Source organism: Bartonella sp. A1379B, from assembly GCF_002022485.1.
Lineage (GTDB): Bacteria > Pseudomonadota > Alphaproteobacteria > Rhizobiales > Rhizobiaceae > Bartonella > Bartonella rochalimae.
This window is the reverse complement of record NZ_CP019780.1, coordinates 620,651-641,899: the sequence shown is the minus strand read 5'-3', so window position 1 is coordinate 641,899 and position 21,249 is coordinate 620,651. Positions and strand designations below refer to the sequence as shown.

Below are 21,249 nucleotides of genomic sequence, written 5' to 3'. Positions count from 1 at the left end.
TTGAAGATCAAATATCTAAATTATCTGCAAAAGTAGAATTTTCTTGGATGAAGCGAAACCGTGCTTCTGGCTTAGTTCCCATCAAACTTTCTACTGTATTTTTGGTTTCTTGCATATCAACTGCATCGATAGCAATACGTAAAAGTGTGCGTTTTTTGGGATCCATAGTTGTTTCTTTAAGTTGTTCGGCTCGCATTTCTCCAAGGCCTTTAAAACGTCCAATTTCAATTTTAGCTTTTCCAGTAAATTCAGTTTTTAATAATTCATCTTTATGGTTATCATCACGCGCATAAGCAACTTTTCCTCCTTGTGATATTCTATAGAGAGGGGGCACAGCAAGATATAAATGCCCTTGACGAATAAGATCAGGCATTTCTTGAAAGAAAAAGGTAATCAAAAGTGATGCAATATGAGCACCATCAACATCTGCATCTGTCATAATAATGATACGTTCGTATCTTAGATCATCTTCACGATATTTAGAACGTATTCCACATCCTAGCGCGAGGATAAGATCATTAATTGCTTGGCTTGCACTCATTTTTTCACGAGCTGCACTCGCTACATTTAATATTTTTCCACGAAGAGGTAAAATTGCTTGATTAACTCTATTTCGTGCTTGTTTAGCAGAACCACCAGCAGAATCTCCTTCAACAATGAATAATTCAGCTCCAACAGCGGAGTTTTGACTACAATCTGCTAATTTTCCAGGTAATCGCAATTTACGTACAGCCGTTTTTCGATTTATTTCTTTATCTTGGCGCCGTTTTACACGCTCTTCAGCACGCTCAATAATCCAATCAAGAAGTTTTGTAGCCTCTTGTGGAGAATTAGCAAGCCAATGGTCAAAAGGATCGCGTATTGCATTTTCAACAATACGTTGCGCTTCAATTGTTGCTAATCGATCTTTAGTTTGTCCAACAAACTCAGGCTCTCTGATGAAAACTGAAAGGATTGCAATTGCTGAAATCATTACGTCATCGGAAGTAATAATAGCAGAACGTTTATTGCCTATTAATTCAGCATAGGCTTTTAGACTACGCAAGAGAGCTTGTCGTAATCCTGCTTCATGTGTCCCACCTTCTCCCGTTGGAATAGTGTTACAATAAGAGTGTACGCAAGCATCACCACCATACCAAGCGATAGCCCATTCAACTGAACCATGAGCTCCATGCTGTTTTGTTTTACCAGAAAAAACCTCAGATGTTACACGATATTCATTTTTCAATGAGGATAATAAATAATCTTTTAATCCATCAGGAAAGTGAAAAACAGCTTTTTCAGGAATATTTTTTATACCTTCAAGCATTTTAGAATCACAATTCCAGCGAATTTTTACTCCACCAAAAAGATAGGCTTTAGAGCGCGCCATCTTATAGATTTTTTCTGGTTCAAAGGCTACTTTCTCACCAAAAATTTTACTATCGGGATGAAAGCGGACGCGCGTACCGCGACGATTATAAACATCACCTAGATTTTCTAAGCCAGATTGAGGAATACCGCGTGAAAAACGTTGACGATAAAGTTTACGATCTCGTGCTACTTCAACTTCCATATCATCAGAAAGAGCATTAACAACAGAAATACCTACTCCATGTAATCCACCAGAGGTTTGATAAGCTTTCCCATCAAATTTTGCGCCTGAATGAAGTTGTGTCATAATGACTTCAAGAGTAGATTTATCTGGCATTTGAGGATGATTTTCAACAGGGATTCCACGTCCATTATCTGTAACTGTTAAATAACCTTGCTCATCCAATGAGACATCAATTAAATCGGCATAACCAGCGACAGCTTCATCCATTGCGTTGTCGATAATTTCAGAAAATAAATGATGAAGCGCTTTGCTATCTGTTCCACCAATATACATCCCAGGTCGTAAGCGTACAGGCTCTAAACCTTCGAGTACTCGGATAGATAAGGCGTTATACTCATCTTTTTTTATATCATTTTTAGAAGCAGAGGTAGAAATTGACCGAGATGTTTCTTGTGGGGTTACTGAAATTGGCTTATTTTTCTCTTTTGCTTCTATGCGGGACTGAGCATTATTTAAAATACTAAAAAGATCTTTATTATTATCGCTCATATCACTCGATCGTCTATCTAAATTTAAATTGTATAAATAAACCTTTAATCAGAATTAAATTTTATGCCCGTTTTTTAGTTAAAAATCAATGCACTTAGGAAATATCAATTGTCGGACCAAAAATTTGTTCAAAAGCTTGTTTCATAGCAATATCAACATCATGCATTGTTATAGGTAAACCTAGGTCCAGTAAACTTGTTACACCGTGATTTGCAATTCCACAGGGAACAATTCCTGTATAGTGAGATAAATCGGGATCGATATTAATACAAATGCCATGAAAGCTTACCCATCTACGTATACGAATACCAATAGCAGCAATTTTATCTTCAGCAAACGTTCCGTTTAGTGTCAGTGGGCGATCAGGCCGAATAACCCAAACACCAACTCGATCTTCGCGACGTTCTCCTTTAATATTAAATTGTGCAAGTGTTTGTATGATCCACTGTTCTAGTGCACTAATAAAAGCACGTATATCTTGTTTTCGACGTTTAAGATCAAGCATAACATAAGCAACACGTTGTCCTGGACCATGATATGTAAATTCACCACCACGACCAGCTTCATATACAGGAAGAGAATGAGGAGCTAATAAATCTTTTTGTTGAGCACTTGTTCCTGCTGTATAAAGGGGAGGGTGTTCAAGAAGCCAAACTTGCTCATATGCAGTTTTTGCGGAAATATTCTCTACGCGTTCTTGCATATAGCGTAATGCTTCAGGATATTCGATTAAGCTATCACTTATTTTCCACTCAACTGGTGAAGCATTGTGAGTTGCTTTAAAATGATGTAATAAATAATTGCGATCAGTATGTTTCAATTTAGATATCATTAAAAAATATATCTGAAGTTATTTGGTTTTTTATTAGTAAGTAACAAGATACGATATAGGTTTGTTTATTAAAATGAAAATGAAAAATGGACGGTGTAGATATTTTTTCTTAAAGTCATAAAAATAAACTCTATTATTTTGAATTATTATAGTCTAATAAAATCTTAAAATGACTAAGAACTTTTTAATTCATAATTTAATTTATCATTTTTTGTTATATTATTGTTTTTAAAAAGTTATTCTATTTAATATAGAAGTGATTAATCTGTATTAAAGATACTTTACCATCTTCCTGATGCACCACCTCCACCTGATGAGCCTCCTCCACCTTTAAAACCGCCCCTATTTGAATGTCTTCTGAATATATTATCAGAGCGTTTACCATCAATACTCAAATTGATAAACCAAAGAGTAAAAATGATTCCCATCCAACGATATTTTTGTGGACCTACTTTTTGTCCAAAAATCATTGCTAAAATAGGTAAACCAATCACTATAAAAAAAATTAAAAATATAATTGTATTAAATATCATTTCTTCTTGTTTTTCTTGTTTACGCTGTATTTCAACGGCTTTAGCTTTTTCCTTGATTCGGGAAATAAAATCAGAATCATTTTCTATAATAATTTTGGTTATTGCGTTGATTGCTTCGATGATACCTTGTTGATAATTCTTATTACGAAAATTAGGAAGAATAAAATTATTAATAATGACTGAAGAAACCGCGTCTGTTAATTCTCCTTCTAAACCATAGCCTACTTCAATACGTACTTCACGTTCGTTTGGAGCAATAACAAGTAAGACACCATTATTCATCTTCTTTTGACCTAGGGCCCACTTACGGAAAAGTAAATTACTATAGGTTTCGATATCAATTCCAGAAAGAGTAGGAACAGTTACAATAACAATTTGATCACCTGTTTGCTCTTCTAAAGCAGAGAGTTTTGTTGTCAAATTTTTTATTGTTGTATGGTCAAGTAAGTGAGCTGTGTCATTAACGTGACCAGTTAAATGAGGAAATGAGATTTGCGAATAGGCAATATCATTCAACGTAATAATTAAATATAAAAAACTTGTACAAGCTAAAAAAACTAAAATAATACTACGTTGAATAGAATATCGAAATGGTATCATTTAATTGAAATTAACCTGCGGTGTTTGTTGAGCATTACTATCAATTGTAAATGTTTGCATAGATTTTGCATCGCGAAACCATAACTTTGCCCAAATCATTGTTGGCATTGTTTTGAGTGCAGTATTGTACACGCGTACTGCTTCAATATAATCACGGCGGGCGATAGAAATACGATTTTCAGTTCCCTCTAATTGTGATTGAAGAGCTAAAAAATTTTGATTTGCTTTAAGATCAGGATAATTTTCAACAATAGCCATCAGACGTGAAAGAGCACTTGATAAATTTGCTTGATTATTGAGATATTGTTGCATAATTTCTGGGTTATTTAACATATCAGCATTGATAGTTGTTTGCGTTGCTTTTGCACGTGCTTCGATAACATCAGAAAGTACGTTTTTCTCATGTGATGCATAACCTTTAACAGTTTCTACAAGATTAGGAACGAGATCTGCACGGCGTTGATATTGGTTTAAAACTTCACTCCATGCTGCATGTGCTTTTTCTTCATTTGTTGGTATTATATTAAATCCACATCCGCTTAAAAATGGTATTAAAAACGCTAAAAAAACAATAATAAAAAATGATTTTAATATTTTTAATTGAGGATAGATAGCTATAGTTCGTTGTGTAGTTAGTACATCTAGCATAAAATATCTCCGAAAACTTGTTCACGTATATAGGGTATATTTTATAATAGGGTATATTTTATATACGGCAAAGCATTTTGAGTTTTGAAACTGACTCATTAATATTAATATCTTTAATGTTTGTTACCGATATTGCTCATTTTAGAGACGCATCAAAAATTCTTCCTTAAATAGTTCAGGCTTTTAAAAACATGAGTAAATGGATTTCATTATAGCATATAATTCCACAACTCGAATTCTTGTGCGCTTAATCAATAATGTTTTTCAATAGACTCTATGTATAAATTAATAAGAAATTGTCAAGCCGATTCGTTAAGTATGTCTGTCTGCACTCTTAATTAAGAACTACTTATAAGTTATTCACATAAATATATGCTGTTTATTTTATAAATTATATCGTGATTAGTTTGTTCAAAATTCTATTATAATAAATTGATTTTATTAAATTTTAATGACTATTTTATCTTTTTAAAATGGTATTTACTATTCTAATACAATAATAAATATTTTTAACGTTCTGTTAACCTCTTGATAAAAAGTGAACTTTAATAATATCATATATACTCACTTGGGAATAAGAATTTTCATAGCATTAATTCCCTTAACTCATATGCAGAGTTTTGTTTGTGTACATGATGTAAAATAGAAATAAGCGGGTTGATAAATGCTTTTAGATAGCAAAGAAAAATTTATTTTCACTGTTAAATTAATATTTCGATTTATTTTTATAGTAGTTTTCACTCAATTGTTAACAGCTTGTGCAAATCCAATAATGCAGCTTTCAACAAAAAATGTTGATAATAATAAAGTTGTAAAGGCTAAAGCTATTTCTGTGCCTGAAAGAATTTTAAATGGACAGAAACAGAATAAATTAAAAAACAAAGTTGCAAAAGGAGTTGTTATTGGTAAGCCTTACCAAATAAAAGGAAAGTGGTACTATCCAGAATCTGACCCAACGTATCAGCGTGTTGGGCAGGCATCGTGGTATGGTTCATATTTTCATGGACGCCCAACTGCAAATGGTGAAGTCTATGATATGAATCTTTTAACTGCAGCACATCCTACTATGCCATTACCTAGCTATGCTCGTGTTACTAATTTGAAAAATGGGTCCTCTATCATCGTTAGAGTAAATGATCGTGGTCCTTACATGAAGAATAGAATTATTGATCTATCAAAACAAGCTGCAATAATGCTCGGTTATTTAAATCAAGGCACGGCGGATGTTAAAGTGGAATATATTTCTGAAGCGCCTATTAATAATTATGATAGTGAATATTTAATGGCTTCTTATAATCCTGGCAATTATAATCCACCTATGATTATGGCATTTTCAGATACTTCAGATACCTTAGATACCGCAGCAGCACAAAAAGATATTACATTGTTTACTTTTAATGCGAATGATTATAATGCGAGTAATCAGAAGGAAAAAAATGAAACTATTTCAATAAGATTGCCGGAAATTGGTCCAGTTTTGATTGATAAGCCTACATCATTCTATCACGTTGCTTCTATTAAAAATAGACGTAGTAAATTAAATGGTGTTTAAAGCATTTTTATAATCTGTAAACACTTTAATTTAAAAAGAGAAGAAACCTTTTCTTATGTAATAAACCGCCTTATGTTGATTCTAAAAGAGAGGGAGAATCAGCGTGTATCTGTTATTGAAGGTTTTATTTTCCTTAATTTGGATATTAATATTCAATGAACAAGGACAAACAAAAAAGTTTCAAACATCTGCATTGCAATTGCTGATATTGGATGACAATACAGATACAATACTTTTTGAAAAACAAAGTGATATTGTTTTTTTTCCTGCTTCATTAGCAAAATTAATGACAGCTGAAGTGGTTTTTTATCAACTCAAAAAAGGATTTTTAAATAAAACACAAAAATTTAAAGTTAGTGAAAATGCTTGGCGAAAAGGAGGGGCGCCTTCCGGTACAACCACTATGTTTGCAAAGGAAAAAACGGAAATTAGTATTTTTGATCTTTTGCATGGCCTTGTTATTGTTAATGGAAATGATGCAGCTGTTATTCTGGCTGAAGGAATAGCCGGTAATGAGGCTAATTTTGCAAAATTGATGAATAAAAGAGCTAAAACGCTTGGATTGCTACACAGCCATTTTGTTAATGCAACAGGGCTGCCTGAAAAAGGACAATTTACAACCTTACGTGATATAATTACATTAGTACGCCATATTGCTCATGAATATCCTGATTATTATGCTCTTTATCGTGAGCCTAATTTTACTTGGAATAAGATCACTCAGCGTAATAAAAATTCCCTTATTTTTCAAGAAAATGATGTAAAAATAGAAGGGCTAGGTTTTGGTTATAGTGAAGAAGTAGGTTTTTCAACTGTTATTTCTGCTTATAATAATCAGCAACGTATTTTTCTTGCAATTAACGGTCTGCAAAATAAACAAGAGCGTACAAAAGAAGTAAAGCGCATTCTTGAATGGGCTATGACAGCTTTTGATCTTAAAACAGTTTTTACAAGAGATGAGGTGGTTGGTTATGCTTCTGTTTATGGTGGAGCACAAAATTCTGTTCCGCTTATTGTTAAAGAGCCGATAAGTTTTATGCTTTTAAAGCAAAAAAATTTTAATGATGTTAACGCAATAATTCAGTATCATGGCCCATTAAAAGCTCCCGTCACTACAGGACAAAAAGTTGGTATTATTCAAATTTTTTCAGATAAACAACTTCTTGTTGAAAAATTAATTTGGGCTGGAGCAGATGTTCAAAAAGGAAATTTTTTTGTAAAAGTAAAAGATGCATTTCATGAAATAACAATTGGATGGTTACGAAAATATTTATAATGAGCAAACATGCACAAAAATAAGGAATTAAGAGATTCATACATGTCAGGCTACTTTATTACATTTGAAGGAGGAGAAGGTGTAGGAAAAACAACTCAAATTTCTTTGCTTGCTCAATATTTAGGTAGAAAAGGTTATGATGTTATTATAACACGTGAACCTGGAGGAACAGCAGGTGCAGAAGCAATACGCTATATTTTATTATCAGGTAGTGTAGCACAATATGGGCCATTTATTGAAACGTTTTTATTTACAGCAGCACGTGCCGATCATGTTTCTGAAATCATTATGCCTTCTTTGCAAGCTGGAAAAATTGTTTTATGTGATCGATTTATTGATTCTACACGTGTTTATCAAGGGATAAATAAAGGGATAAATAATAAAGTGGATGCACATATTTTTTCTATTTTAGAACATATTGGTATGAAGGGAATAAAACCTGATTTAACGTTTTTATTAGATATACCCGCAAAACTTGGTATAGAGCGTGTAAACTTACGAAGAAAAAAAATAGAAAAAATTGATTATTTTGAAAAAGATGATCTCGCTATTCAAGAGCAAAGACGCCAAGCTTTTCTTGAATTAGCGAAACATGAACCCTATAGATTTCAAGTTATTGATGGTACATGCGCAGTTGAAGTAATTGCGGATCAGATAAAAGATATTTGTCATCAGTTACTACCGGCTTTTCCATGAATGATATAAATTTTTTATGTCAATATGATGATATTGACGGCATTTTATCACCTTCACAGAATAATATTCTCATTGGCCATGAAGAGGCTCGTCATTTTTTAGAACAAATGCTTAGAGAAGGGCGGCTGCATCATGCGCTATTATTTGAAGGAGAACGTGGGATAGGAAAAGCAACGTTAGCATTTCACTTTGCTTGGAATATTTTAAATTCTCAAAAAGATAAATTTTTACAACCAGAACAAGATTCAATTATATGGCGCCAAATTAAGCAGGGTAGTCATCCCAGTATTATACATGTCTCACGTCGTTTTAATACAAAAACAAAAAAGTTCAAAACAGGTATCACAGTTGATGATATCCGCGATATCAAGCATTTTTTAAATCAAACGTCTCAAGATAGCTTATGGCGCATTATCATTATTGATTCTGCAGATGATATGAATAAAAATGCTACAAACGCTATTCTTAAAATGCTTGAAGAGCCTCCAACAAAAACTTTATTTATTATTATTTCGCATTCTTTAGGCAAATTGCTTCCAACAATTCGTTCACGTTGTCAAAAAATCTCCCTAAGACCTTTACATAAGGATGAAATGCAAAAAGCTATTTCACATTTTTTTTCCAATCAGGTATTAACTAATCCGCAAAATATTGAAACAATTATTCACAAATCTCGGGGAAGTCTTCGAAAAGCAGCATTACTTCTTTGTTATGATGGGCTTGAAGTTATTCAAACTATTAATCAGCTCTTAGAGCAATCTATTTGTAATCCTGTTATTGTGCATAATTTTGCTCAAGCGCTTTCATCATCTGATGCGGAGATACAATTTCAACAGTTTTGTAATGAAATTCTTGATATAATTCACAAAAAAGCTCTTAAGTTAGTAGAAGAGGGAGCTATTCATTTATCAAAAAAGTATGCGCAAATGTGGCAAAATATTTTTCAAGCAATGATAGAAATGCAATCATTTAATCTTGATAAAAAGCAATTTGTGATTAATCTTCTTTTTAAAATTCATGGGATTGTTTATGAAAATAAGTTTTTTCCGTGACAATGTTATGAACAAACATTATGTCACTATATTCTTTGGTTATATTTTACAATGAGTATAATTATGCGTGACATATACTATATAACGACTCCAATTTTTTATCCCAATAGTGCTCCGCATATTGGACATGCCTATAACGCAATTGTAAGTGATACTTTGGCTCGTTTTCAAAAAGCTGATGGAAAAAATGTATTTTTTCTATCTGGTACGGATGAACATGGTCTAAAGATGCAACAAACAGCAGAAATGTTAAATATAACACCTCAACAACTTGCAGATCGCAACAGTGCTGTTTTTCAAAAAATGCTTGCAGTGCTTAATTGCTCTAATAATGATTTTATTCGCACAACGGAAGAACGGCATCATAAAGCTTGTCAAGAACTTTGGAAAAAAATGGAAGCTAAAGGTGATATTTATCTTGGTTGTTATGCTGGTTGGTATTCAGTTCGTCAAGAATCTTACTATGAAGAGAAAGATACCGAAGTTGATCAAGAAGGAGTTCGTCGTGAGAAAGAGTTAGGATCTCCAGTTGAATGGAATGAAGAAGAAAGTTATTTTTTCAGACTTTCACGTTATGAAAAAGCACTTCTTCAACATTATGAAAAATATCCTGATTTTATTGGGCCTAATGAGCGACGCAATGAAATTATAAGTTTTGTTAAATCAGGCCTGAAAGACATTTCCATTTCACGAACAACTTTTGATTGGGGCATTCGTGTTCCGGGAAATCCAAAACATGTAATGTACGTTTGGGTTGATGCACTAACAAATTATCTTACTGGAATTGATTTTTTCAATGAGACTTCGAAAAAACGTAATTTTTGGCCTGCAGATGTCCATATTATTGGTAAAGACATTACTCGTTTTCATGCAATTTATTGGCCAGCATTTTTAATGTCTGCTGAAATTGAATTACCTAAACGAATTTTCGCACACGGATTTTTACTTAATCGCGGTGCTAAAATGTCAAAGTCTATTGGAAATGTAGTTGATCCTTTTGAAATGGTTGATTGTTATGGACTTGATCAAGTACGTTATTTTTTTCTTCGTGAAGTACCATTTGGACAAGATGGTAGTTACAATCATGATAATTTTGTAAATCGCATTAATGCTGATCTTGCTAATGATCTTGGTAATTTAGCGCAACGTTCTTTATCTATGGTTGAAAAAAATTGTAATATGAAAGTTCCTACGCCAGCTGCATTTCTAATTCAAGATGAACAACTGTTGAAACAATCTCTTCAAGTGCTTGAAGTTGTCCGCCAAACTATGTCAAATCAGGCCCCACATTTAGCACTTTCGGCTATTTTTTCAGTTGTAGCAGATGCCAATCGTTATTTTGCTAATGAAGAGCCTTGGAGTTTGCGTAAAAATAATCCAGAAAGGTTTTTTACAGTTCTCTATATAACTTTAGAGGTTTTGCGGCGAATAGGGATCATGCTTTTACCTTTCATTCCACAATCAGCAACTAAACTTCTTGATAGTCTTGCAATTGCTGAAGAGGATCGATTATTGCATCATATTAGTGATTTAAAAATTAAAGAGGAGACAGTACTTCCACCACCAGTACCAATTTTCCCTCGTTATATTTCTAAAGAAAGCTGATATTAACAATGTTAATTGATACGCACTGCCATCTTGATTTTGAGGATTTTTCACAAGACTTGAGTGGAATTATTCAGCGAGCTCTAGCTGCTAATGTTGGACGCATGATAACAATTTCGACACATTCTCATAAGCTCGATAAGCTTTTAGAAATTACACAAACTTATGATCAAGTCTTTTGTTCTGTTGGAACTCATCCTAACTATGTACATGAAGAACAAAATATTCAAGTTGAAAATCTTATTCATTTATCAAGGCATCCTAAAATCGTTGCATTTGGTGAATCTGGACTTGATTATCATTACAATTATTCTTCGCCTCAAGAGCAAAAGAAAAATTTTATAAAGCATATTATTGCTTCTCAAGAAACACAATTACCTCTTGTGATTCATTCGCGTAATGCTGATTTAGATATGGAACAAATATTACGTGAGAAAATAAAAGAAAAATGTTTTCCATTTATTCTTCATTGTTATTCTTCTGGAATGCAGCTTGCTCATGCCGGTATTGAACTTGGTGGCTATATATCTTTTTCAGGTATTCTTACTTTCAAGAATGCTTCTGAAATTCGTGAAATAGCAAAGATTATTCCTCATAAGCGCTTATTGATTGAAACAGATGCTCCGTTTTTAGCACCTGTTCCTTATCGTGGTAAAACAAATGAGCCATCTTTTTTGTATCATACAGCTACTGTTCTTGCTAAAACTATTAATTTAAGCATTGAAGAAGCAATACAAATAACAACGCAGAATGCTTTTCGTTTGTTTAGTAAAATGAAATAGAGCAAAAAATGTGTCATCGATATCGTTTTACAATATTGGGTTGCGGTTCATCACCAGGAGTACCACGTCCTAATGGTTATTGGGGAGCTTGTGATTCAAATAATTCTAAAAATAAACGCTATAGAACTTCTTTATTAGTTGAACGAATTCATAAATTAGGAATGAAAACAACAGCCATTATTGATACTGGTCCAGATTTTCGTTCACAAATGATTAATGCGCGTGTTAGCCATCTTAATGCTGCTGTTTATACGCATTTCCATGCAGATCATACTCACGGTATTGATGATTTACGCAGCTATGCTCTTGCACAAAAATGTTTAATAGATATTTATGCAGATGCTTTTACGTTAAAACACCTTAATAAAGCTTTTGGTTATTGTTTTCAAACGCCAAAAGGATCACATTATTTACCTATTTTAAAAGAAAATCTTATATGTGAAAAAAGTGAGTTTAGAATCCAAGGGGAGGGTGGAGACATTATTTTAAAGGCACATTTACAAATTCATGGCGCCACTCATTCTTTGGGTTTTCGTATTGGTAATGTTGCTTATTGCACAGATGTTAGCGAATTTCCTGAAGAAACACTATCAGGCCTTATGAATTTAGATGTTTTAATTATTGATGCTCTTCAATTTAAGCCTCATCCAAGCCATTTTTCAGTTGATCAAGCATTATATTGGATAAAATATTTAAAACCAAAACGGGCTATATTAACACATATGGATAACTCGCTTGATTATAATGATGTTGTAAATTATGTCCCAGCACATGTTGAGCCAGCGTATCAAGGACTTACTTTTGAAACAAATGTACTATAAGATAGATATTTTATAAATTATCGCATAATATATATTATGGAACTTTAATTCATTAAAATTAATATAAGAATAATTGCTTTCTTATTTTTTCTTATTTTTTACACCTAATTTTGGAAAAAATTGCATAACAGCACCAATACAATAAATGTAAAAACCAGAGATTGAAATTCCAATTTTAATCCAATTTGGAGCATTTAGCTGGTGAAAAAGTGCAGCTATACCAAAACAGCACCATATAAGAAAAATTAGAAAATTAAGCACACGTAATCGGATAACTCTCACTGGATGGATAAAATAAATAGGTAAAAAAGATATAATTGCCGATAAAGAAATAATAATGAAAGTAACATATTCCCCCGGTCTTAGTACAAAAAGCATAAACACTATCATATTCCAAACTACAGGAAATCCTTTAAAAAAATTTTCTTCAGTTTTCATTCCAGTATCTGCGTAATAAATAGCTGATGAAATGATGATAATGGCGCTTAATATAAATGATAGTCTAGGATTCATAAAACCACTTTGATAAAGCGCAAATGCTGGAATTAAAACATAAGTTATATAATCAATAATATTGTCTAGTATTTCACCAGACCAGGTTGGAAGTACACATTTTATGTCTAATTTACGTGCAATTGGCCCATCAATACCATCAACAAAAAGAGCGAGTCCAAGCCAGAAAAACATAGAGACCCATTCTTTTTCGGATGCAGATATTAGAGAGAGAAACGCCAAAAATGAGCCTGAGGCTGTTAATAAATGAACAGAAAATGCTTTTACTTGCAATATTGTTATTATTTTTGGATATAAGCTATCCCTATTGATTTTAGTCTTAGGTTTCAAGGTTTTCTATCCTAATTAGAGCCTTTATTTATTTTTTAAAATGCTATCTCTGTTTATTTTATGACTGATATCTAAAAAGAGTACAAGATAACTACTTTATATTTATTTAGGTAATATAATAAGATATAATTTATGTGAAGATGTTATAACAATTAATATTAAAAAGGCTTAAACAATCTTGATATCTAAAAAAAATATGCATCAAAATATTGCTGTCATTGGTGCTGGCCAAATCGGTATGTTGGCAGCACTTAATCTTGCTCGTAAAGGGCATTCTGTATCTTTGATTGGTCCACCTGCTAAAAGAGATGAATTACGAACAACTGCTCTTATGATGCCTACAATTCATATGCTGCAAACCCTCAATATTTGGGATACTCTTAAATGTCATGCAGCAGCTTTATCTTCAATTAGAATTATTGATATAACATCTCAGATTATACGAGCCCCTACTGTAAACTTTCACTCCATTGAAATTGGTGAAAAAGCTTTCGGTTATAATATACCTAATTTAAAATTAAATGACGCTTTAACCAATACTATTAAACACACACCAAATATTACAAGGTTTTTTTCTTTAGTAAAAGATTTTAGTCATCAAAAAGATCATATTTGCATTATTCTTGAAGATGAAGAAGTTATTAAAGCACCACTTGTTGTTGCTGCTGATGGACGTTCTTCTCCGACAAGAGCAGCGGCTGGAATTAATATCAAACAATGGAATTACCCACAAATAGCACTTGTTTTTAATTTTTTACATAATTTACCTCATCAAAATATATCAACTGAATTTTATACAAAAGATGGTCTTTTTACGCAAGTTCCTTTACCAGGTAATAAATCTAGTCTTGTATGGATTGGTAGCCTTTCTCGTGCTAAAGAGCTTTTGAATATGGAATTAGAAGAGGTTGCAACAATGATTGAAAATCAAATGCAAGCAATTCTTGGTGAAATAAAAATAGAAACTAAGATTCAAACATGGCCTCTTTTAGGTCTTATTCCTGATCTTTTTGCTGCTAATAGAATAATTTTAGTTGGTGAAGCAGCTCATGTTTTTCCTCCCATTGGTGCACAGGGATTTAATTTAGGGATACGTGATATTCAAACTTTGGTTGATCTCATACCCGATGAAGTATCTACTGCTGCTTTAAAAGAAATTACTGCGAATTATAATCAACATCGTAAATCTGATATATTTATTCGAAGTGGTTTCGTTCATACACTTAGCTATGCCTTACTCTCCAATATGTTACCTGTTCATATTTTACGCAGTGCTGGGCTTGAATTATTACGTAATTGCTCACCATTACGTCATTTATTTATGAGAGAAGGAATGGATTATGGTTATGGCTCTAAAACAATTATGAATATGTTCACAACCAAGTCAATTAATAATTAGATTATTGAGTAATGAAGAAATATATTTTACTCTTCTAAATACAAGTCTAACCATATAAAAATGAAAATCTTTAATTTTTTCTCATTATTAATATAAGCTTTAAGAGCTAGAAAATATTTAAAAAGTTTTTTTCATAAATAAAAACTAATATATAAATGCGCGCGCATTAAAATAAACGCTCATACAATTTGTTAAAACGAAAAAAATCTTACTATTTTCTATAAAATAGTATTGAAAATAAAATATTAGGGAACTCATTAAGAATAAAAGGGTTAAGTTAGATAAATGTGAATATTTGAGGAAATTTTTCCCATCAATGGTACATAAACAATGAAATTAAATAAAAGTTTGAGATTAACTATTCTTTTTATGGTAATTGTTTGTATCTCACCCACTGTTATCGCTTTACCAATAAATATTTACTACGATCCCTGTTATCTAACATCCAAATATATTGTCTTTCAAAAAACAAGCAAAGTAGGAAAAAACTCTTTTACCGCTTCACAAATCAGAAATTATCTTACAAAAAATGGTTTTAGAAATATTAAACGGTTACGTTTAGATGATAAAGGTGTTTGGCGTGCTTTAGCAGAATTTAAAAACTGTTATTTTCTTATATCTATTGATTATTCTGGAACAATAAGCATTCAAAATGAAAGAAAAAAATATGATTAATTTAAAAGCTTGTAGTGATATTAATTCAGAAAATTATGGAAGAAGTTTTTTGAAAAGAATTTATTATTATATTAAAGATTTAGCATTGATTGGAGCCCTCAATGGTAGTTTATCAGGAGCAGTTGCAGCAATTCTTGCGAATTATGGCTATATTTCTCTTCCAGGATTTGGTCCAATTATCGCAATAGGTATACGCCTAACACTTCCCGCCGGAATAATAATTGGTGTTACAATAGGATCAGTAATAGGTATCATTATTAGTATTATTTTTAAGTTTTTAAATAATTGTAATACTTTTCAATAATTATTTTTTTTTAAGTTTTGTGATGATAAAAATTTAATTATTTATATTATATATGAATTAATTCTTTTCTTTATATTATCATTTTATTTCATCATTATAGATTTTTATTTTAATAAGTTATCTCATTATATATTACAAACATGTTAATTGATATTTATTAAGGCATTATGCGTTTTTTGTATTTTCTCGTAGCAAATGTTATAAAATATTAACAACTCTCCTCCCCTTTCCTGTTTTCTAATATCCAAATTTACAATTAAGATTCAAAAGTATTATTATATTGATGATGCTTATTCATTTTGATAAAAATATTTAAAACAATTTAATTAAAATGTTTAGAAATAAATTTAGGTCATTGACCTTTTAAAAGAACCTTGTAAAAAGTATATTGCTCTTTGAACAAGGTTGTATTTACTTTGGAGGGGTGGTCGAGTGGTTTAAGGCACCGGTCTTGAAAACCGGCGTGCAGGGAACTGTACCGTGGGTTCGAATCCCACCCCCTCCGCCATAGCACTTTTATCGTGCTATAACATACTGATTTTACATGTGTTTTTTTAAGGTGCAGGATTCTTAAATAAAGGTTAGGGAATAGGATCTCATATTTTCTTCTAAAATCTATTACGAATCAATCTCGTTTTTTGTTCTTTTTATTGACGCCATCTCACCATCACCCCAGATATTTACCAGTGGAACGCTATTTTGTGCTGCGACCAGAATGGCGTTTGCTTCTCGAATCGTTTCGTCTCTGATATAATTGCTGTCTGTCCAGGTCAGGCGGTCACGCTCTAGTGCCGCGACATCATTACGTAATAAATGGCTCCGGACCGGTGTTACAGGCTTCAGCCATCAGCATTGCACAGATGCTGATATTCAGTCCGAGACGCGGGAGCTTTGCTCTGATGAATAGGTAAAGGTACCGGCGAAATGGATTCGGGCATCGATTTCCAGTATAAGTTCAGGAAAATCAACGCGTGGCAACATATCGGCCATTCGCTGCCGCAATACGATCAGTGATGCTGTTTCTTCAATGGCATTCAGAAGACTCAAGATCAGCTCAGTTTTATTGCCATTCTCTGCAAATCTGACTGTCGAGTTTTCCGGTAGTCGGTCCTGCACATCACGATATGTTGAATCCAGTTCTGTTGCGATGAGCCGACAGAGTGACACTAGGTGCTGATGATAATCCCAGAGAGCGGCAGATTATTGGACGCAGAGCTTCCCATTTCTTACTCATTAAAAGTTAAACGTTATTAGCAGATTGAACAAGTGATGTCACATTATTTACAGCATGTTTCAGTACATATTCGGAAATGGTATTGAAGATATTATCACGAATATCAGTATCAGGTAACTTGTCGTCAAGGATCATCCGACATGCTTTTGCCAGTATTTCTGCTGCACGATCCAGATCTTTAAGTGTTCATTGATGGTTCCGTTTATTTACCTGGATAGCTTCATTGAACAGACCCCAGAGTGTGTTTCAAGTCATTTAAGTGCATCATCCTACACCGTCACCTCCATACAGCAGAAGAATGCAACAAGCGTAACCAGTTTTCTTTTTTCTGGTAAGCACTGAAGCGCTGTTGTTTTAGCCGTTGAGGCATAACGTACCAGGGCAGCAATACGGGTATCCAGACATAACATGCCTTCCCTCTATACCCAAATAGCGGATAGAAAACACCTAGCAATAGAATCAATAAAAAACTTCAAAAAAGTTCGGGATGAAATAGAAAAAACATAATAAAATCAATGGAACCAAAAATCCCTAACTTTTAGATAACCTGTTGATTTTATTTAAATATGGTGAGCGCGCAGGGATTCGAACCCTGGACCTACTGATTAAAAGTCAGTTGCTCTACCAGCTGAGCTACGCGCTCCCCAAACAAGTTAACCTTGCTTATGGAAATTGGACTGAACATACGATTGACTCTTCATTTGGTCAATACTTTATTAAAAAAATATTATTTTCTAATTTTATTTATTAAAATTCTATTTATTTCTTATAAACTTTTTTCATTCTCTTTTAATTTAGAAGATAAATTATAATATTATATTAATTGCTAGGAAAATAGCTTAAATATGTATTATTTATCATATCAAAATATTCTAAAGTAAATTTCATTGTAATTAATTAATAAGGAAAATATTTATCACTAACGGGAAAGAGATTATAAATTTATATTATAAAATTATCATAAAAAAGTTTTAAATAACTTTATAAAAAATTCTAAAGCCTTTAAATATTTAATTTCTTTTTTGGCTAAAATAGCAGAAATAATGAATCAAATGAGATCTTCATTAGAGAATTTGCAGGAATTATTATGGTAGCGCCTCGTATTAGTTTTGTTTCTCTCGGTTGTCCAAAAGCACTTGTAGATTCTGAGCGCATTATTACACGCCTTCGTTCTGAAGGTTACGAAATCTCAAATAAACATAAAGGAGCTGATTTAGTTATTGTTAATACCTGTGGTTTTATTGATTCTGCTCGAAAGGAATCATTAGCCAATATCGATGAAGCTATCAAAAATAATGGAAAAGTTATTGTAACGGGATGCCTTGGTGCTGAGCCTAATATTATTCTTCAAGCACATCCTAATGTATTAGCTATTACTGGACCACAAGATTATGAAAGTGTTATACGAGCAGTTCATACAGTAATACCTCCAGTTCATGATCCTTTTTTAGATTTAGTACCTCTGCAAGGTATTCGTTTAACACCTCGCCATTACGCTTATTTAAAAATTTCTGAAGGATGTTCTAATCGGTGTAGCTTTTGTATTATCCCTACTCTGCGTGGTAATCTCATCTCACGTCCTATAAGCGATGTTCTTCGCGAAGCAGAAAAACTTGTACTAGCAGGTGTAAAAGAGCTTTTGGTGATTTCTCAAGATACTGGCGCGTACGGGATTGATCTTAAATACGCTGAAAGTGTTTGGCAAAATCGCGTTATAAAAACAAAATTTTTAGATCTTTGTCGCGAATTAGGAGAAATGGGGATTTGGGTGAGAATGCACTATGTATATCCTTACCCTCATATTGATGAAGCTATCGAGCTCATGGCTGCAGGAAAAATTCTTCCTTATCTAGATATTCCTTTTCAGCATGCATCACCAAATGTTTTACGTAATATGAAACGTCCTGCTCATGTCGAAAAAATAAGCCGTAGAATTGAAAGATGGCGAGAAATTTGTCCAGATTTAACGTTACGTTCAACATTTATTGTTGGCTTTCCAGGAGAAACTAATGAAGATTTTAATATGCTTCTTGAATGGTTAGAAGAAGCAAAAATTGAACGTGCTGGCTGTTTCAAATATGAATCAGTAAAAGGTGCTGTAGCAAATAATCTTGGATTAGAAAATATTGCAGAAGAAGTGAAAGAAAAGCGTTGGCATCGTTTTATGACAAAACAACAAAAAATTTCCGCACATCTTTTAAAGAAAAAAATTGGAAAAAGACTTCAAGTTCTGATAGATGAAACACAAGGTAAAATCGCTAAAGGCCGTAGTAAATATGATTCTCCAGAAATAGATGGCGTTGTGCATATATCATCTCGAAAACCACTGCGTATAGGTGAGTTTGTTACTGTTAAAATCGAGCAATCAGATTCTTATGATCTTTATGGCAACGTAATTTAAAAATATTAACAATTTAAACTTATTTTATTAGTACTTATAATTATAATAAATTTTTAAAAGAAAAAAGTTTTTTATCAAGCAAATGACTAGGACGAACATTGGTCAAGGCGCGAATCATGGTGTCTTTACGCCCGGGCATTTTTCTTTCAATATCATTAAGCATTTTTTTCATTGCATTGCGCTGTAAACCATCTTGACTCCCACAAAAATTACAAGGAATGATAGGGAATTGCATCGCTTGGGAAAATTTCTCCATATCTTCTTCAGCAGCATAGATAAGAGGACGTAAAACAAAAAGATCTCTCTCGTCATTTATAAGTTTTCCAGGCATAGCTGCTAATCGTCCACCATGGAATAAATTCATGAGGAATGTTTCTAAAACATCATCACGGTGATGCCCAAGCACCAAAGCAGAACATCCCTCTTCACGTGCAATACGATACAAATGTCCACGTCGTAACCGAGAACAAAGTGAACAATATGTTTGTGTTTGTGCTAATTTATCTGTAACAATTGAGTAAGTATCTTGATACTCAATGCGGAATGGAATCTGATAATAATTTAAAAAATCAGGAAGAATATGCTTTGGAAAACCTGGCTGACCTTGATCAAGATTACAAGCTAAAATGTCAACAGGTAGAAGACCTCGCCATTTTAGATCAAGTAAAAGTGCTAGTAAACCATAAGAATCTTTTCCACCTGATAACGCAATAAGCCATTTTTTTCCTGAAGAAAGCATAGCAAAATCATCTAACGCCTGCCGTATATGGCGCAAAAGCCGTTTACGTAATTTATTAAATTGTACAGTTGAAGGTGCAACCCGGAACATCGGATGACAATCATCAGTTTTTTCTTCCGAAGGATCGCTTGTATCCATATTTTTTTTCATTACACAAAATTTGATTAAGGTTTAATTTATAATATCATAACTCTGTATAGTATAATGGCTTAATCTTCCAATGATAAATCATAATGCAGTAGTAGACATAACATAGTCTAAGTCTATGTTAATCAATTTGTACGTTTGAATTATACAAATAAAAAACACTAAAACGCATTGCTATAGAAAATAAGAATAAATCACACTTAGCTTATAGTATTGAAAACATTGCTGCTGCTAATAAATAAAAAATAGCATAACAATTTTTAATATATAGCGAAAATTAAAACAATGATCTCTATATTAAAGCCTAACGAGAGTAAAACTCAACAACCAAATTCGGTTCCATATGAACAGCATACGGAACATCTGCAAAAGCGGGTATACGGGTAAAGGTTGCTTTCATCTTGTTATGATCTACATCAATATATTCAGGTACATCACGCTCAGCTAATTGTATAGATTCCAAAACTAAGACAAGCTGTTTTGATTTTTCACGAACTTCAATCACATCACCTGGTTTACAACGGTATGACTGAATATTTGTACGACGACCATTTACATTAACATGACCATGATTAATAAATTGACGAGAAGCAAAAATGGTAGGCACAAACTTTGCACGATAAACAACAGCATCCAAACGTGACTCTAGAAGACCTATAAGATTTTCACCCGTGTCACCACGGCGACGAGCAGCCTCTTCATAAGTTTTACGAAATTGCTTTTCTGAAATATCACCGTAAAATCCTTTTAGTTTTTGCTTAGCGCGCAATTGAACCCCATAATCAGAAAGTTTTCCTTTACGACGTTGACCATGTTGCCCAGGACCATATTCACGACGATTCACTGGAGATTTTGGACGCCCCCAGATATTTTCTCCCATACGGCGGTCAATTTTATGTTTTGTTGTTTCGCGTTTACTCATCGCATTTCCTTTAAATAAAAAATTAAATCTTAAGGAAACGCACCCTCCTCTGTTTTCAAAAAAGAAAACTGACAGGATAACTCATGCATTAATTGCAAAATC

The 21,249-nt window shown here is 32.9% G+C and carries 21 protein-coding genes and 2 tRNA genes; 12 read left to right on the top strand and 11 right to left on the bottom strand.

All coding sequences use genetic code 11. The annotated features are described in order from the left end of the window. Nucleotides 1-7 precede the first annotated feature (7 nt). The 4 genes from parE to BA1379B_RS02740 form a co-directional block, all read right to left on the bottom strand. Nucleotides 8-2,086 (bottom strand): DNA topoisomerase IV subunit B, encoded by a 2,079-nt coding sequence (parE, locus tag BA1379B_RS02755; protein WP_078673765.1) that lies wholly within the window; start codon nt 2,084-2,086, stop codon nt 8-10. 94 nt (nt 2,087-2,180) lie between these two features. Further along, a complete protein-coding gene (gene lipB, locus BA1379B_RS02750; protein ID WP_035005779.1) occupies nt 2,181-2,918 on the bottom strand; it encodes a lipoyl(octanoyl) transferase LipB in 738 nt (245 codons plus the stop codon). Nucleotides 2,919-3,199: 281 nt separating this feature from the next. Next, nucleotides 3,200-4,051 carry a TPM domain-containing protein gene (locus tag BA1379B_RS02745; protein ID WP_035005781.1) on the bottom strand — a complete coding sequence of 284 codons (852 nt, stop codon included), beginning with the start codon at nt 4,049-4,051 and terminating at the stop codon, nt 3,200-3,202. Then, complete coding sequence (locus BA1379B_RS02740; RefSeq protein ID WP_078673764.1) at nt 4,052-4,699, bottom strand: LemA family protein; 648 nt, start codon at nt 4,697-4,699, stop codon at nt 4,052-4,054. Nucleotides 4,700-5,363: 664 nt separating this feature from the next. Here BA1379B_RS02740 and BA1379B_RS02735 point away from each other — a divergent pair. The 7 genes from BA1379B_RS02735 (at nt 5,364) to BA1379B_RS02705 (ending at nt 12,483) form a co-directional block, all read left to right on the top strand. Then, on the top strand, nt 5,364-6,251 hold the full coding sequence (locus BA1379B_RS02735) for a septal ring lytic transglycosylase RlpA family protein (RefSeq protein WP_035005785.1): 888 nt from the start codon (nt 5,364-5,366) through the stop codon (nt 6,249-6,251). Nucleotides 6,252-6,354: 103 nt separating this feature from the next. Further along, the gene (locus BA1379B_RS02730; protein WP_078673763.1) at nt 6,355-7,527 is read left to right on the top strand and encodes a D-alanyl-D-alanine carboxypeptidase family protein; all 1,173 of its coding nucleotides are present in this window, start codon (nt 6,355-6,357) and stop codon (nt 7,525-7,527) included. A 42-nt stretch (nt 7,528-7,569) separates the two neighbouring features. Further along, a complete protein-coding gene (gene tmk / locus BA1379B_RS02725) occupies nt 7,570-8,223 on the top strand; it encodes a dTMP kinase (RefSeq protein ID WP_078673762.1) in 654 nt (217 codons plus the stop codon). Further along, nucleotides 8,220-9,275, top strand: a complete 1,056-nt coding sequence (locus tag BA1379B_RS02720) for a DNA polymerase III subunit delta' (protein WP_078692361.1) — start codon at nt 8,220-8,222, stop codon at nt 9,273-9,275. The genes tmk and BA1379B_RS02720 overlap by 4 nt, the downstream gene beginning before the upstream one ends. Before the next feature lie 63 nt (nt 9,276-9,338). Further along, nucleotides 9,339-10,880 (top strand): methionine--tRNA ligase, encoded by a 1,542-nt coding sequence (gene metG, locus BA1379B_RS02715; protein WP_153300819.1) that lies wholly within the window; start codon nt 9,339-9,341, stop codon nt 10,878-10,880. A gap of 8 nt (nt 10,881-10,888) precedes the next feature. Then, entirely contained in the window at nt 10,889-11,662 is a 774-nt protein-coding gene (locus tag BA1379B_RS02710; RefSeq protein WP_035005792.1) for a TatD family hydrolase, read from the top strand. 8 nt (nt 11,663-11,670) lie between these two features. Then, nucleotides 11,671-12,483 (top strand): MBL fold metallo-hydrolase, encoded by an 813-nt coding sequence (locus BA1379B_RS02705; RefSeq protein WP_035005794.1) that lies wholly within the window; start codon nt 11,671-11,673, stop codon nt 12,481-12,483. 81 nt (nt 12,484-12,564) lie between these two features. Here BA1379B_RS02705 and pcsA read toward each other — a convergent pair whose 3' ends face one another. Beyond that, nucleotides 12,565-13,326: a phosphatidylcholine synthase gene (gene pcsA / locus BA1379B_RS02700; protein WP_078673760.1), complete on the bottom strand. Its 762-nt coding sequence runs from the start codon at nt 13,324-13,326 to the stop codon at nt 12,565-12,567. Nucleotides 13,327-13,504: 178 nt separating this feature from the next. On the opposite strand from pcsA, the gene BA1379B_RS02695 reads away from it, so the two are divergent. The 4 genes from BA1379B_RS02695 (at nt 13,505) to BA1379B_RS02680 (ending at nt 16,212) form a co-directional block, all read left to right on the top strand. Then, nucleotides 13,505-14,725, top strand: a complete 1,221-nt coding sequence (locus tag BA1379B_RS02695; RefSeq protein WP_153300855.1) for a UbiH/UbiF family hydroxylase — start codon at nt 13,505-13,507, stop codon at nt 14,723-14,725. Between the two features lie 330 nt (nt 14,726-15,055). Continuing rightward, the gene (locus BA1379B_RS02690) at nt 15,056-15,400 is read left to right on the top strand and encodes a hypothetical protein (RefSeq protein ID WP_035005797.1); all 345 of its coding nucleotides are present in this window, start codon (nt 15,056-15,058) and stop codon (nt 15,398-15,400) included. Further along, complete coding sequence (locus BA1379B_RS02685) at nt 15,378-15,704, top strand: hypothetical protein (protein ID WP_078673758.1); 327 nt, start codon at nt 15,378-15,380, stop codon at nt 15,702-15,704. Before BA1379B_RS02690 ends, BA1379B_RS02685 begins: the two co-directional genes overlap by 23 nt. Nucleotides 15,705-16,122: 418 nt before the next feature. Further along, nucleotides 16,123-16,212: transfer RNA gene (locus BA1379B_RS02680), tRNA-Ser, on the top strand. Between the two features lie 110 nt (nt 16,213-16,322). Here the strand turns inward: BA1379B_RS02680 and BA1379B_RS07150 are convergent. The 4 genes from BA1379B_RS07150 to BA1379B_RS02670 form a co-directional block, all read right to left on the bottom strand. Beyond that, a complete protein-coding gene (locus BA1379B_RS07150; protein WP_078674095.1) occupies nt 16,323-16,547 on the bottom strand; it encodes a Tn3 family transposase in 225 nt (74 codons plus the stop codon). Between the two features lie 397 nt (nt 16,548-16,944). After that, the gene (locus tag BA1379B_RS07085; RefSeq protein WP_256363462.1) at nt 16,945-17,073 is read right to left on the bottom strand and encodes a hypothetical protein; all 129 of its coding nucleotides are present in this window, start codon (nt 17,071-17,073) and stop codon (nt 16,945-16,947) included. 134 nt (nt 17,074-17,207) lie between these two features. Next, nucleotides 17,208-17,348 (bottom strand): hypothetical protein, encoded by a 141-nt coding sequence (locus tag BA1379B_RS06710; protein ID WP_153300877.1) that lies wholly within the window; start codon nt 17,346-17,348, stop codon nt 17,208-17,210. 157 nt (nt 17,349-17,505) lie between these two features. Continuing rightward, a tRNA-Lys gene (locus tag BA1379B_RS02670) sits at nt 17,506-17,581 on the bottom strand. A gap of 444 nt (nt 17,582-18,025) precedes the next feature. Between BA1379B_RS02670 and rimO the strand changes: the two genes are divergently transcribed. Continuing rightward, entirely contained in the window at nt 18,026-19,339 is a 1,314-nt protein-coding gene (gene rimO, locus BA1379B_RS02665; protein ID WP_078692360.1) for a 30S ribosomal protein S12 methylthiotransferase RimO, read from the top strand. A 40-nt stretch (nt 19,340-19,379) separates the two neighbouring features. On the opposite strand, the gene ttcA is transcribed toward rimO, so the two are convergent. Both ttcA and rpsD read right to left on the bottom strand, forming a co-directional pair. Further along, the gene (gene ttcA, locus BA1379B_RS02660; protein WP_035005802.1) at nt 19,380-20,228 is read right to left on the bottom strand and encodes a tRNA 2-thiocytidine(32) synthetase TtcA; all 849 of its coding nucleotides are present in this window, start codon (nt 20,226-20,228) and stop codon (nt 19,380-19,382) included. 301 nt (nt 20,229-20,529) lie between these two features. Then, a complete protein-coding gene (gene rpsD, locus BA1379B_RS02655; RefSeq protein ID WP_078673756.1) occupies nt 20,530-21,147 on the bottom strand; it encodes a 30S ribosomal protein S4 in 618 nt (205 codons plus the stop codon). Between the last annotated feature and the right edge of the window lie 102 nt (nt 21,148-21,249).